The organism is Pigmentiphaga sp. MLSB6-MA01 (assembly GCF_058793475.1).
In genome coordinates this window covers 189,581-202,167 of the sequence record NZ_JBXAFV010000014.1, presented here as the reverse complement: position 1 = coordinate 202,167, position 12,587 = coordinate 189,581, and the positions used below count along the sequence as shown (strand labels likewise).

The following is a 12,587-nucleotide window of genomic DNA, read 5'->3' as shown; positions in this document are numbered from 1 at the left end:
CGTCCACCCTGTCCCCACCGGGAAGTCCCGCGCAGCGGGACCGGCTTCGCTGCGCCCCGCCCGCCCCCCGGCCCCGGCGCCCCGGACAAGACCGGGTAAAGAACATGAATGTCGATTCCGCCTAGGGCCAGCTCCCGCTAAAAGGAGCCTCGCGCAGGCCGGGAATGGGCCCCAGGCGCCGCGCCGCCAGCAGCGGACGCGGCCCCCTCGTCACTTCTCGATCTTGATGTCGGCGGTGCGGACCACCTTGGCCCAGCGCTCGGCCTCGGCCTGGATCAGCTTGCCGAACGCCGCGGGCGTGGGGCTGGGCACGACCTCGGCGCCTTCGTCCGAGATCGATTTGCGCACGTCCGCGTCGCCCAGCAGCGCGACGATCTCCTTGTGCAGCCGCGCCACGATGGGAGCCGGCGTACCGCCACGCGCCACGATGCCGAACCAGGTCCCGGTCTCGAACTCCATGCCCGCTTCGCGGAAGGTGGGCACCTCGGGCAGGCTGGGGGAACGCTTGTCCGAGGCCACGGCCAGCGCCCGCAGCTTGCCGTTGCGGATGTGGTTCATCACCGGCACCAGGCTGGGGAACAGCAGCCGGGTCTCGCCCGACAACGTCGCCAGCACGGCGGGACCGCCGCCCTTGTAAGGCACGTGATAAAGCTGGGTGCCGCTGCTCTGCTGGAACAGTTCGGCCACCAGATGAGGCGCCGTGCCCACCCCGTAGGAAGCATAGTTGACCTGGCCCGGCCGCTCGCGCGCATATCGGATCAGTTCCTGCAACGAGGCCACCGGCAGGCCGGGATTCACCACCAGCACGGCGGGCGCGTTGGCCAGTTGCGAAACCGGCGCGAAGTCTTTCTTCAGGTCATACGAAATCGTGTTGTACAGGCTGCCGTTCGAGCTGATGGCGGTGGTGGCCATCAGCAGCGTGTAGCCGTCCGGGGCGGAGCGGGCCACCGTCTCGGCACCGATGATGCCGCTGGCGCCGGGGCGGTTGTCCACGATGACGGGCTGTCCGAGCCGCTCGCCCAGCTTCTTGCCGACGACGCGCGCGATCATGTCGGTGCCGCCGCCGGGCGCGAAGGGCACGATCAGCCGGATGGGCTGGGCGGGATAGTCCTGCGCGGCCCAGGCGCCGGCGCCGGACAGGGTGGCGACGGCGGCGCAGGCGAGCGCCAGCCCCCCGCGCGGGAAGGAATGTCTTTGCACGTTGGTCTCCGTGATGGCCGCCCGGCCGTGGCCGGGGCGGCGGGGTCGCCGGCGCGATACCGCCGGCGGCGCGGCTCAGCTGGCCGACGGCAGGTCGCGGATCGCGATACCGCGGTCGATGGCATCGCAGCGCGCATCCTCCGCGGCGGCGCGCTTGCGCGACAGCTCCAGCACTTCGCGGGCACGGTCCCGGGGGATGAAGCAGACGCCGGTATCGTCGGCCACCACAAGGTCGCCCGGATTGACGCGTATGCCTTCGATCTGGACCGGGCCGTTGATCTCGATCGTCTCGATGCGCCACTTGCCGGTGATGGGCGAGACCTCCGTGGCCCAGACCGGGAAGCCGACGCGGCGCGAGTGCGCCACGTCGCGCACCCCGCCCGACACGATGGCGCCGATCTCGCCCTGGCGCTTGGCCACCTGGGCCGAGATGCCGCCCATGTTCGACAGCCCCGGCACGCCCTCGATCACCAGCACGTCGCCTTGTTCCGCGATGTTGTGGGCCTCGATCTCGGCCATGCCATTGCGATGGGCGCGCGCGTTGTCGACGGGGTGGCCGGTCATGACCGTATTGCGCAGGGTCATGGCCGGGCCGACGATGGTGGCGCCCGGAATGGTGGGCCGAAGCAGCGAGCCAGGCAGCGTCCCGGCGATGCCCAGGTGGTCCATGACGTCCGACACGATGCCGGAGGCGTCGCCCAGGGCCTTGAATCCCTCGATCAAATCCTGGGGCGGGCGTTCGATGTCGAGGCTCTTCACCCGTTCGGGGGCGATCTTGCCCAGCAGCGTCTTGGTCATGTGTGGTCTCCGTGAAGAATGAGGCGTGCCGCCGCCTGCGGCCTATCCGCGGCGGCGGTCTTCATATGTGAAAAATTCTCATCGATTTCCCATTAAGCATCAATCGATTTATAGTCAATATCATTGACTTTTACTCACGACAATGGCCACTCGCCTGCCCCCGCTCAATCCGCTGCGCACCTTCGAGGTCGCGGCGCGCCACCTGAGCTTCACGCGCGCCGCGCGCGAACTGCACGTCACGCCCGGCGCCGTCAGCCGGCAGGTCATGGTGCTTGAAGAATTCCTGGGGGCCCGGCTGTTCGAGCGGGTCAACCGCGAAGTGCGCCTGACCGCCGTGGGCCGGCGCTACCTGGACGACCTGAACGACGTGTTCGACAGCATCGGCGAGGCCACCCAGCGCGCCATGCAGGGGGTGCGCGACAAGCCGCTCCACATCTGGTGCCCGATGACCTTCGCGATGCGCTGGCTGGTGCCGCGCCTGCCGGCGTTCCACGGCGCCCATCCGGGCCGCGACGCCATCTTCACCACCTCGCTCAAGCCGGTGGATTTCACCGAACACGACGCCGACGTCGCCATCCGCATGGGCCGCGGCGACTGGCCCGGCGTGATCTCCCGTTTCCTGGTCGGCATCGACCTACTGCCGGTCTGCAGCCCCAGGCTGCTGGAAGGCCGCGCCCCGCTCGCCCACCCGCGCGACCTGGCCCAGCACACGCTGCTGCAATCGGTGGCGCGGCCGGATTATTGGCCAACCTGGCTGAAGGCCGCGGGCGCGAGCGACATCGACCCGGACCGGGGGCTGACCTTCGAAAGTGTCAGCCTGGCCTACCAGGCCGCGCTGGAAGGGCTGGGCGTGGCCATGGGGCAGCATGCGCTGGTGGCCGAAGACCTGGCGGCCGGCCGACTGGTCGCGCCCTTCGGCCTGCGCGTCCCCATCGACAACGCCTTCTACCTGATCTATCCCGAACGGCTGCAATACGACACGCACCTGTGCACGTTCCGCGACTGGATACTGGCCGAGGCCCAGGCGGACGAAACCCGGCGCGCCGCGCCCCGGACATGAACGAGGCGGCCGCTCAGGCCGCCGGCGCCGACGGGAATCGTATGTGCACGCGCAGGCCGCGTCCGTACAGCCCGGCGCCCACCTGGATGGAGGCCGCGTGCGACTCGGCGATCTGCGCCACCAGCGACAGGCCGATGCCGCTGCCGCGTTCCGTGGTCCCCGCCACGCGGTAGAAGCGATCGAAGATGCGCCGGTACTCGGATTCAGGCACGCCGGGGCCATCGTCGGCCACCGTCAGCAGCACGCTGTCCGCCTCGGAACGGCAGGCCACGGCGATGTGCGCGTTGCGGCCGCCGTAGCGCACCGCGTTATCGACCAGATTGCGCACCAGGATGCCGAGCGGATCGACCCGGCCGCGCACCAGGCAGACTTCCGCGTCCAGGCTGATGCGCTGGCCGCGCTCGGCGGCGCTGGTCTCGAAGTCCCGCGCGATCACCGACACGACCGTGTGCAATTCGACGTCGTCCTCGCCGAAGCCATTGGCATCCAGCCGCGCCATGTCCAGCAGTTGTTCGGACAGCCGCGCGCTGCGCTGGGTGGTCGCCAGCAGTTTGTCGAGCTCGGCGCGCAGTTGCACGGGGTCCTGGCACCGCAGGGCATTCTCGGTCTGCACCGTCAGGACCGCGAGCGGCGTGCGCAACTCGTGCGCGGCATCGACCAGGAAGCGCCGCTCGTTCTGCATGGCCTCGTCCAACCGTCCGAGCAGGCCGTTGAACGACTCCACCAGCGGACGCAGCTCCACCGGCAGTTCCCTGGCCGGCAGCGGCTGCAGATCGGTAGGGCGCCTCTGCAGGATACGGCGCGACAGCCGCGTGACGGGAAAGACCGACCACTGGACCACGCAGCCGACGACGCAGGCCAGCACGCAGGCCAGGAAGCCCACGAACAGCAGCCCGCGGGTAAGTCGGTCTTGCAGTTCCTTGCGCAGCAAGGATTGCGGCTTGCCCACCTGCACCTGTATCCGTCCGCTGGCATCCGAAACGGCATAGACGCGCCAGGGCTCGCCGCCCACCATGATGGTGGCATAGCCTTCGCGCATGTCCGGCACGATGGGCTGGCCGGGCGCGGTCGGGGAATGCAGCACGCTGCGGCGGGTCGCCAGGTTCCAGACCTGGAAGGTCATCTGGAGCTGGGACGTATCCAGCCGCTGCTCGCCCGGCAGCGAAAACCCGCCGTCCGCGATGCTGTTCTCGAGTCCGACAGGCAGTGACAGCAGGGTCAAGTGCGCCACCTCGCGCAGGGTGGCATCCCACTCCCCGCTCCACTCGCGCGTGACTTCGGCCCGATACCACAGGAACAACCCGGCCCAGGTCAGCAGCATGGTCGCGACGATGCCCGTCAGCAGGCGCGAGCGCAGCGATCTCATCGCCCTTCCCGCAGCCGGTAGCCGTAGCCGTGCACGGTCTCGATCAGGTCCTCGCCCAGCTTGCGGCGCAATTGATGGACGTAGACCGCCACGGTGTTGCTCTCGATCACGCCATCGCTGCCGTAGACCGCCTCTTCCAGCGCCGTGCGGGACAAGGCCTTGCCCGTCCTTTCCATCAGCGCCAGCAGCGTCCGGTATTCGTGCGTGCTGAGCGCGACCGGCTGGCCGCGGCAGGCGACCGCGCGCGAGGCGGGATCGAGTTCGACGTCGCCGCTGCGCATCACCGGGGCCACGCGCCCCAGGCTGCGGCGCAGCACCGCGCGCAGCCTGGCCTGCAACTCGTCGACCTGGAACGGCTTGACCAGGTAGTCGTCGGCCCCCGCGTCCAGCCCGCCGATGCGGTCGCTCAGGCGGTCGCGCGCGGTCATGATGATGACCGGCGTCGTATCGTAGCGACCGCGCATGGTGGCCAACACGCCCAGCCCGGAGCCGCCGGGCAGCCCCAGGTCCAGCAGGACCGCCGCATAGTCGTGGTCGACCAGCGCCAGCCGCGCCGCGGTGGCGTCGCCGGCCCACTCGACCACGGTGTCGTGCTGGCCCAGCGCGGTGACGAGTGCATCGGCAAGCATGGCGTCGTCTTCTACGAGCAGGATGCGCAAGATCGGTTTCCCAGTGGTTCGAACACACGGCGCGCAAGACGGCGCTCCGCCGGCACGGGCCAGTATCGTCGCCCGGTTTTAAAAAGTTCTTAAACCGCCCCGCCCAGAATGCGCGCTGGCGGCTGGCTCGCGCTCATGCCCGGGCCGGGCTGGCCGCCGCCCTCACACATCCCCATTGGGAACCGCCCTCGGCGGCAGGTTCCAGGAGCCCGCCACATGATCCAGGACCCGCGCAGCCTCTGCCTCTGCTTTCTGCTGGGCGCCATGCAGCCCGCCGTCGGGCAGGACCTCGTGGGCGGCGGCATCGCCGTCATCCCGTCCTATCCCGGTGCGGACGACTATCGCCTCCTGCCCGCGCCCATCCTCAATTTCCAGCGCGGCCCCTTCTTCATCTCGAACAGCCAGGGCCTGCCCGGGCTGGGACTGAAGACGGAAATCGCGCCCGGCCTGAGCGTGGGCGCCCGCGTCGGCATCGGCCTGGGCCGCAAGGAAAACCGGTCGGACAGGCTGGCTGGCCTGGGTGATCTCGATGTCCATGGCCAGTACGGCGTATTCGCCGAATGGACGCCCGGCCGGTGGCGCGCATCGCTATCGTACACACAGGCGGCCAAGAGCGGCTATGGCGGCACCCTGGCCCTGGGCGGTTCGTATGCCCTCTGGCAAGGCGGCAAGCACCATCTGCAAGTCGGCGCCAGCCTGGAATGGAGCAACCGCGACCACATGCAGACCTGGTTCGGCGTGACGCCCGACCAATCCGCGCACAGTGGCGCGGGGCTTGCGCCCTACCGTCCGTCGTCGGGCCTGAGCTCGGGCTCGGCCTATGCGCTCTGGACCTACCGGCTGAACCAGCAGTGGCGCATCATCACGCTGCTGGGCGCGCGGACCCTGATGGGCGACGCGGCCGACAGCCCCATCGTCGAGCGCAAGACCGCCGCTTTCGGCAGCGTGGGCGTGGCCTACTCGTTCTGAAGCGGCCCGGCCGCGAGCGCCTGCGCCGCCAGCACGCCGCGCAGCGCGATCTTCACTGCCTGCAGGCGCACGGCGGTGCGATCGCCGCCCAGCAGGTGCGTGGCCGTGCGCACCCGCGCCCCCTCGGGAGCCATCCACGCCCAGCCGAAGCACACCATGCCGACCGGCTTGCCCGGCGTGGCGCCGCCGGGTCCGGCGATCCCGGTGGTCGACACCGCCATCTGCGCGCCCGCCGCCTTCAGCGCCCCGGCCGCCATCTCGCCCGCGGTCTGTTCGCTGACCGCGCCGTGGGCGGCCAGCGTATCTTCCCGCACCCCCAGCTCGGCCACCTTGGCCGCATTGGTATAGGTGACGAAGCCGCGGTCGAACCAGGCGCTCGATCCCGCGACGGCGGTCACCAGCCCCGCCACCAGCCCGCCGGTGCAGGACTCGGCGGCGGCCAGCATCCAGCCGGCCGGTTGCAGTACCTCGCCCAAGGCAACCGATAGATCCAGCGACTCCTGGTCGAACATATGATGCTCCTCGCTACGCGCTGACGCGCGCCCCCCAGGGGGCGATGCGGGTGCGCCGGCAAAGCCGGATCCACCGCATCCCGGGGCACCGCCAGGCCGGCCAGGAATGGCGATCGTCAGCCCGGTCGGAAGCCGTCCCCTGGGATTGATTTAGTTGACGATACGCCAGTACAGCGCGCAGACCAAGAGCGCGTAGAACGCGGCGATCATGTCGTCCCACATCACCCCCAGGCCGTTCTTGAGCCGGCGGTCGAAATGGCCGATGGGGGGAGGCTTGAGGATGTCGAACAGGCGAAACAGCAGGAAGCCGAAAGCCTGCGGCACCAGGGCGTCCGGGATCAGCCACAGCACGGTCCAGAACGCGACCATCTCGTCCCACACCATGCCGCCATGGTCGGGCACGCCGAGGTCGCGGCCCGTTCTGCCACAGGCCCAGATACCCACGACAAACGCCGCCACCAGGAAAATGGCCTGATGCATCGGCGCGCCCAGCACCAACGTCAAGGGCTGCCACAACACCCAGGCCAGCAGCGTCCCCCAGGTTCCCGGCGCGGGACGGATGAGACCGCTGCCCAGGCCGAAGGCGATGGTCCGCCACGGGCGCGCGCGCATCCAGGAGAAGCTGGGACGCACCGGCCCCGTGCCGGTGGAGGAAATGTCGGTCATGATGTCTCAGGCAAGTGCCCCGCCGCCGGACCGGCCGCCGGCGGGAAATGATCGAAGCCCGCGCGCGGCAGGTCCGGCACCGGCGTGCCGCCGGCGTCCACCACGTGCAGGCCGGCCCCGGCCTGCGCCGTGCCGATGCGCGTGACCGCCACGCCCGCCCGCGCGGCCGCCTCGGCGACGCGGGCGCGGGCTTCCGGCGGTGCGGTAAAGCACAATTCGTAGGCATCGCCGCCGCCCAGCGCGCAACGCCGGCGCCAGCCGGCCGGCAGGGCCGCCACGGCGGACGATACCGGCACGTCGTCGGCGCACAGCCGCGCGCCGCACCCGCTGGCGGCCAGGACGTGGCCAACGTCTTGCAGCAGGCCGTCCGAGATATCGATCGCCGCGCTGGCCAGGCCACGCAGCGCCAGTCCCAGCGCCACGCGCGGCTCGGGCCATTCGAGCGCGCGGCGGGTCACCGCCAGCACGGCCGCCCGGTCCGCCACCGGGACCTCCGGCTCGCCCAGCAGCAGGCGCAGGGCCAGGTCGGCATCGCCCAGCGTGCCCGACACCCAGAGGTCGTCGCCCGGCCGGGCGCCCGAACGCCGCAGCGCCGCCTGGGCGGGCACGGTGCCGAAGATGGTGATGGAAAGGGTCGTACCGGCGTCGCTGCGCGTGGTGTCGCCCCCGACCAGGGGGCAACCCTGGGCGTCGGCCAGCGCGAACAGGCCGCCAGCGAAAGCCGACAGCCACGCGTCGTCCACGCGCGGCAGCGCCAGCCCCAGCACGAAGGCAGTCGGTTTCGCGCCCATGGCGGCCAGGTCGGACAGATTCACCGCCAGCGACTTGTGCCCCAGCGCACGCGGATCGACGTCGGGAAAGAAGTGCCGGCCCTCCACCAGCAGGTCGGTACTGACCGCCGTGGCCTCGGCCGACGGCGCGAGCAACGCGCAATCGTCGCCCACTCCCAGCATGCCTGCCGGCGCCGCGCGGGTGAAATGCCGGCGGATGAGATCGAATTCGCCTCCGGCCATGGTCAGGCCCACTCCCTGCGCCCTACGGGCGCCCCCTCAAGGGGACGGCGCCGGCGGACCGGAAGGGCAAGCCACCCCGCGCGGCCCGTGGCGACGCCCTGGGCGGTACTGGCCAGGGCGTGAGGGGTGGGGTCCATTTCAGGCCCGGCGGCCGGCGGCCTGGATTTCGGCGGCGCGCACTTCGGCCGCGAGCTTGTCCAGCACGCCGTTGACGAACTTGAAGCCATCGGTGCCGCCAAACGACTTGGCCAGTTCGACGGCTTCGTTGATGACGACCTTGTACGGGATCTCGACGTGGTTCAGCAGTTCGTAGGTGCCGATCAGCAGGATGCCGTGCTCGACCGGCGACAGCTCCTCGACCTTGCGGTCGAGGAAGGGCGCGAAGCGCTCGCGCAGCGGGGCCGCGTCGCGAGCGGCGCCGTACAGCAGCGCCTTGTAGTGGCCCAGGTCGGCATCGGCGAAACCCTCGCCGTCCTGCATGTGGGCATCGATCTCGCCCATCTCGCCGGCATCGCCCCCCTTGAGCAGCCACTCGTACACCCCTTGCAGGGCGAACTCGCGCGCGCGGCGCCGCGCGCTGCGCGCGTTCTGGCGGCTGGCCTCAGTCATCCTGTTCTTCCTCGTCGTCGAAGTCTTCGTCGTCCTCGTCCTCGTCGTCTTCCTCCTCGGGTTCGAGGGTGGCCAGCAGATTGGCCATCTCGACGGCGGTCTGGGCACAATCGCGGCCCTTGGTCGCGGCACGCTCCAGGGCCTGCTCTTCCGTTTCCGTGGTGAGCACGCCGTTGGCGACGGGAATGCCGGTCTCGAGCGCGACCCGGCTGATGGCGGCCGCGCTTTCATTGCTGACCACCTCGAAGTGGTAGGTCTCGCCGCGGATCACCGCGCCGAGCGCGATCAGTCCGTCGAACTCGCCGGTATGGGCGAGCTGGGCCAGGGTCACGCCCAGCTCCAGCGCGCCGGGTACCGACACGACCATGATGTCGCGTTCATCCACGCCCAGCTTGCCGAGCTCTTCCAGGCAGGCCTGCAATTGCTGTTCGCCGATGTTTTCGTTGAAGCGGGAGCGCACGATGCAGATATGCAGCCCTTCGCCATTCAGATCAGGAGTCATGGTATAGGGGTTCATGATAGGGCGCCGTCCTTGGTGGGGGGTTGGTCATGGCCGGCATCGTAGCCGGTCACGGTAAGGGAGAAGCCGGTCATGCTGGGCATGCGGACCGGCCGCGCCAGCAGCTTCATGTTGCCGACGTTCAGGTCCTTCAGGATCTGCGCGCCTATGCCATAGGTGCGCAGATCCATGCGGGGCGGCGCGTCGCCGCAGGCCGCGCCGGTGCGGTCCTGGTCGATCAACTGCTGGAACTCGGCCGCCAGATCGCTGGCCGCGCCGTCGCAGTTGAGCAGGATGACCACGCCGGATCCGGCCTGGGAAATGGCTTCGAGGGCGCTGGGCACGCTCCAGCTGTGTGTGCTGCGCGCCACTTCCAGCACGTCGAGCAGCGAGGTGGGCTCGTGCACGCGCACCAGGGTTTCGCGCTCGGGATGGATGTCGCCATGGATCAGCGCGAGGTGGGGCGCGCCGCTGGGCGTATCGCGGTACATCACGGCGCGGAAGACGCCGTGCGCCGTCTGGATCGGCCGTTCGGCCACCCGCTGCACCAGCGACTCGTGCTCGCTGCGGTACTGGATCAGGTCGGCGATGGTGCCGATCTTGATGTCATGCTGGCGCGAGAACTCGATCAGGTCGGGCAGCCGCGCCATGGACCCGTCGTCCTTGAGCACTTCGCAGATGACCGAGGCGGGCGTCAGCCCGGCCATGGCGGTCAGGTCGCAGCCGGCCTCGGTGTGGCCGGCGCGCGCCAGCACGCCGCCACGCGCCGCCTTCAGCGGGAAGATGTGGCCGGGCTGCACCAGGTCGGAAGGCCTGGCTTCGCGTGCCACGGCGGCCTGCACGGTGCGGGCGCGGTCGGCGGCCGAGATGCCGGTCGTGACGCCCTGGGCGGCCTCGATGGAAACGGTGAAATTGGTGCCGTGCTTGGTACCGTTGGCGGAAACCATGAGCGGCAGGCTGAGCTGGCGGCAGCGTTCCTCGGTCAGCGTCAGGCAGATCAGGCCGCGGCCGTAGCGGGCCATGAAATTGATGGCCTCCGGCGTGACGAACTCGGCCGCCATGACGAGGTCGCCTTCGTTCTCGCGGTCTTCCTCGTCGACCAGGATGACCATGCGGCCGGCGCGCAGCTCGGCCACGATTTCCGGTACCGAGGAAATGGCCGAAGAACCGCCGGGAGCGGGAACGGGAGAAATGAATGCAGACATGAGGATCGTCCGGCGCGCGGGTTGCGTGGCTGTACCGGCGGCGCAAGCTGTCGGGCCGGTACGGGGAAACCGGGTATTTTACCCGGATGCCGGGACAATTCGGGGACCGGCGCGCGCCCCGGCCTACGACGCCGGAGACGGGTCGTCCCGCCCGTCCAGCCGGGGTGTCAGGGCCGGGTCCAGCGACTCGCGCCCGTCGAACACGAAGCACTCGCCGTCGTAGCCTTCCCCGCCGGTTTCCTCGAAGTACTTCAGGATGCCGCCGTCGAGCTGGTAGATGTGCTCGATGCCGGCCTGCGCCATGTAGATGGCCGCCTTCTCGCAGCGGATGCCGCCGGTGCAGAAGCTCACCACGGTCTTGCCCGCCAGTTCGTCCCGGTGCGCCTGCACGGCGGCCGGGAACTGCGTGAAGCGGGAAATCCGCCAGTCGATCGCGCCGTGGAAAGTGCCGTGGTCCACCTCGAAGGCATTGCGGGTGTCCAGCATGACGACCTCCCGGCCGTCATCGTCGCGGCCCTGCCGCAGCCAGCGGGCCAGGGTACGGGCCTCGACCGCCGGCGCCCGCCCCGCCTCGGGCCGGATGGCCGGATGGTCCATGCGGATGATCTCGCGCTTGATCTTCACCAGCAACTTGCGGAATGGCACCTGGGCGGACAGGCTTTCCTTGACCTCGATATCGGCCAGCCGCCCGCCGAAAGCCGGACCGTGGCGCAGCCAGTCCAGCCAGGCATCGATGCCGTGGCGCGCGCCGGCCAGGAACAGGTTGATGCCTTCCTGCGCCAGCAGCACCGTGCCCTTCAGGCCGCACGCCTGCGCCCGGTCCCGCGCCGCCGCTTGCAGCGCGGGCAGGTCGTCCAGGGACAGGAAACGGTAGGCGGCGATATTGACGACGGCGGACACGGCGGAAGATCCGGAAAACGACAAGGCGCGATAGTTTACGCGTCGGCGGCAGGCGCCTCGAATTCGAGTTTATGGAACCCGTAGCGTTCGGCCGTCATGTGGGCCAGGATGGCCACCGCGATCTCGGGCGGCGTGCGCGCGCCGATGCGCAGGCCCACCGGACCGTGCAGGCGGGCCACCTCGTCCCGGGTCAGGTCGAACTCCACCAGCCGCTCGCGGCGCCTGGCCTGGTTGGCCCGCGAACCGATGGCGCCGATGTAGAACGCCTCGGACTTGAGCGCCTCCAGCAGCGCCAGGTCATCCAGCTTGGGATCGTGCGTGAGCGCGACGATGGCCGTGTGGCGGTCGGGGCGCATCTCGGTCACGGTGTCATCGGGCATGGTGGCCACCAGCCTGGCGCCCGGCACCTCCCAGCCCTGCGAGTACTCCTCGCGCGGATCGCAGACGATGACCTCGTAGTCCAGCGCCAGCGCCATCTGCGCCAGGTACTGCGACATCTGCCCCGCCCCGATGATCAGCAGGCGCCAGCTCGGTCCGTGGGTGGCGGCCAGTTCCGAGGCGGTCAGCGACAGCGTGTCGGCCCGGTCGCTGGCGGGCTCCAGCGCGGCGCGGCCGGTGGCCAGGTCCAACCGGCGCAGTACCCGGCGGCCCTGGCTCAGTTCGTCCAGGAGATCTTCCACCCCGCTATGATCGGCCACCGGCTCCAGGACCAGCTCCAGCGTGCCCCCACAGGGCAGGCCGAAGCGCGTGGCCTCGTCGGCGGAAACCCCGTAGCGCACCACGCTGGGCACGTCCGTGGGCCAGGCGCCCGCGCGCGCCTTGTCCGACAGGTCGTCCTCGATGCAGCCGCCCGACACCGAGCCGGCGATCGAGCCGTCGCCGCGCACGGCCACCATCGCGCCGATGGGTCTGGGCGCCGAGCCCCAGGTGCGCGTCACCGTGCCCAGCACGACCTTGTGCCCCTCCCGCCGCCACTGGGCCAGGCGCCGCAGGACGTCCAGATCGACGTTGTCCATCGTCGTTGCCACTCCACGTCATTCTCAGGGCGTCATGATAGTCCACGCCCGCCCCCCGGGGCGGGCGGCGCGGCGCAGCGCCGATGATCGCCGCCCGGCCGGCCGGCAAGGGGCT

At 70.1% G+C, this 12,587-nt stretch carries 14 protein-coding genes; 2 read left to right on the top strand and 12 right to left on the bottom strand.

Annotated features, from left to right (window positions below; genetic code table 11):
• Nucleotides 1-210: 210 nt before the first annotated feature.
• A complete protein-coding gene (locus AC1Q6E_RS22040; protein ID WP_152798267.1) occupies nt 211-1,200 on the bottom strand; it encodes a Bug family tripartite tricarboxylate transporter substrate binding protein in 990 nt (329 codons plus the stop codon).
• 75 nt (nt 1,201-1,275) lie between these two features.
• Complete coding sequence (locus AC1Q6E_RS22035) at nt 1,276-1,998, bottom strand: RraA family protein (protein ID WP_152798268.1); 723 nt, start codon at nt 1,996-1,998, stop codon at nt 1,276-1,278.
• 142 nt (nt 1,999-2,140) lie between these two features.
• Between AC1Q6E_RS22035 and gcvA the strand changes: the two genes are divergently transcribed.
• Entirely contained in the window at nt 2,141-3,058 is a 918-nt protein-coding gene (gene gcvA / locus AC1Q6E_RS22030; protein ID WP_152798269.1) for a transcriptional regulator GcvA, read from the top strand.
• Nucleotides 3,059-3,071: 13 nt separating this feature from the next.
• Here gcvA and AC1Q6E_RS22025 read toward each other — a convergent pair whose 3' ends face one another.
• Together AC1Q6E_RS22025 and AC1Q6E_RS22020 are read right to left on the bottom strand one after the other, a co-directional pair.
• The gene (locus tag AC1Q6E_RS22025) at nt 3,072-4,424 is read right to left on the bottom strand and encodes an ATP-binding protein (protein ID WP_152798270.1); all 1,353 of its coding nucleotides are present in this window, start codon (nt 4,422-4,424) and stop codon (nt 3,072-3,074) included.
• The gene (locus AC1Q6E_RS22020) at nt 4,421-5,083 is read right to left on the bottom strand and encodes a response regulator transcription factor (RefSeq protein WP_152798271.1); all 663 of its coding nucleotides are present in this window, start codon (nt 5,081-5,083) and stop codon (nt 4,421-4,423) included. Before AC1Q6E_RS22020 ends, AC1Q6E_RS22025 begins: the two co-directional genes overlap by 4 nt.
• Nucleotides 5,084-5,299: 216 nt before the next feature.
• Between AC1Q6E_RS22020 and AC1Q6E_RS22015 the strand changes: the two genes are divergently transcribed.
• A complete protein-coding gene (locus AC1Q6E_RS22015) occupies nt 5,300-6,052 on the top strand; it encodes a MipA/OmpV family protein (RefSeq protein WP_296559584.1) in 753 nt (250 codons plus the stop codon).
• On the opposite strand, the gene AC1Q6E_RS22010 is transcribed toward AC1Q6E_RS22015, so the two are convergent.
• The 8 genes from AC1Q6E_RS22010 to AC1Q6E_RS21975 all read right to left on the bottom strand — a co-directional run bounded on the left by AC1Q6E_RS22010 (nt 6,040) and on the right by AC1Q6E_RS21975 (nt 12,472).
• On the bottom strand, nt 6,040-6,564 hold the full coding sequence (locus AC1Q6E_RS22010; protein ID WP_492573524.1) for a CinA family protein: 525 nt from the start codon (nt 6,562-6,564) through the stop codon (nt 6,040-6,042). The genes AC1Q6E_RS22015 and AC1Q6E_RS22010 overlap by 13 nt on opposite strands.
• Before the next feature lie 150 nt (nt 6,565-6,714).
• Nucleotides 6,715-7,230, bottom strand: coding sequence for a phosphatidylglycerophosphatase A family protein (locus tag AC1Q6E_RS22005; RefSeq protein ID WP_152798273.1), 516 nt, complete (start codon nt 7,228-7,230; stop codon nt 6,715-6,717).
• Nucleotides 7,227-8,243: a thiamine-phosphate kinase gene (gene thiL, locus AC1Q6E_RS22000; protein ID WP_492573523.1), complete on the bottom strand. Its 1,017-nt coding sequence runs from the start codon at nt 8,241-8,243 to the stop codon at nt 7,227-7,229. Before thiL ends, AC1Q6E_RS22005 begins: the two co-directional genes overlap by 4 nt.
• 138 nt (nt 8,244-8,381) lie before the next feature.
• Nucleotides 8,382-8,852, bottom strand: coding sequence for a transcription antitermination factor NusB (gene nusB, locus AC1Q6E_RS21995; RefSeq protein WP_152798275.1), 471 nt, complete (start codon nt 8,850-8,852; stop codon nt 8,382-8,384).
• On the bottom strand, nt 8,845-9,369 hold the full coding sequence (ribH, locus tag AC1Q6E_RS21990) for a 6,7-dimethyl-8-ribityllumazine synthase (protein ID WP_152798276.1): 525 nt from the start codon (nt 9,367-9,369) through the stop codon (nt 8,845-8,847). Before ribH ends, nusB begins: the two co-directional genes overlap by 8 nt.
• Complete coding sequence (ribBA, locus tag AC1Q6E_RS21985) at nt 9,366-10,556, bottom strand: bifunctional 3,4-dihydroxy-2-butanone-4-phosphate synthase/GTP cyclohydrolase II (RefSeq protein WP_492573522.1); 1,191 nt, start codon at nt 10,554-10,556, stop codon at nt 9,366-9,368. Before ribBA ends, ribH begins: the two co-directional genes overlap by 4 nt.
• Nucleotides 10,557-10,679: 123 nt before the next feature.
• Complete coding sequence (locus AC1Q6E_RS21980; protein ID WP_296559585.1) at nt 10,680-11,456, bottom strand: sulfurtransferase; 777 nt, start codon at nt 11,454-11,456, stop codon at nt 10,680-10,682.
• Between the two features lie 35 nt (nt 11,457-11,491).
• Nucleotides 11,492-12,472: an XdhC family protein gene (locus AC1Q6E_RS21975; protein ID WP_492573521.1), complete on the bottom strand. Its 981-nt coding sequence runs from the start codon at nt 12,470-12,472 to the stop codon at nt 11,492-11,494.
• Nucleotides 12,473-12,587: the final 115 nt, after the last annotated feature.

Coding starts and splice junctions, on each gene's coding strand:
- AC1Q6E_RS22035 (WP_152798268.1), bottom strand. CDS start 1,998: ATGACCAAGACGCTGCTGGGCAAGATCGCCCCCGAACGGGTGAAGAGC.
- gcvA (WP_152798269.1), top strand. CDS start 2,141: ATGGCCACTCGCCTGCCCCCGCTCAATCCGCTGCGCACCTTCGAGGTC.
- AC1Q6E_RS22025 (WP_152798270.1), bottom strand. CDS start 4,424: ATGAGATCGCTGCGCTCGCGCCTGCTGACGGGCATCGTCGCGACCATG.
- AC1Q6E_RS22015 (WP_296559584.1), top strand. CDS start 5,300: ATGATCCAGGACCCGCGCAGCCTCTGCCTCTGCTTTCTGCTGGGCGCC.
- AC1Q6E_RS22010 (WP_492573524.1), bottom strand. CDS start 6,564: ATGTTCGACCAGGAGTCGCTGGATCTATCGGTTGCCTTGGGCGAGGTA.
- AC1Q6E_RS22005 (WP_152798273.1), bottom strand. CDS start 7,230: ATGACCGACATTTCCTCCACCGGCACGGGGCCGGTGCGTCCCAGCTTC.
- thiL (WP_492573523.1), bottom strand. CDS start 8,243: ATGGCCGGAGGCGAATTCGATCTCATCCGCCGGCATTTCACCCGCGCG.
- nusB (WP_152798275.1), bottom strand. CDS start 8,852: ATGACTGAGGCCAGCCGCCAGAACGCGCGCAGCGCGCGGCGCCGCGCG.
- ribH (WP_152798276.1), bottom strand. CDS start 9,369: ATGAACCCCTATACCATGACTCCTGATCTGAATGGCGAAGGGCTGCAT.
- ribBA (WP_492573522.1), bottom strand. CDS start 10,556: ATGTCTGCATTCATTTCTCCCGTTCCCGCTCCCGGCGGTTCTTCGGCC.
- AC1Q6E_RS21975 (WP_492573521.1), bottom strand. CDS start 12,472: ATGGACAACGTCGATCTGGACGTCCTGCGGCGCCTGGCCCAGTGGCGG.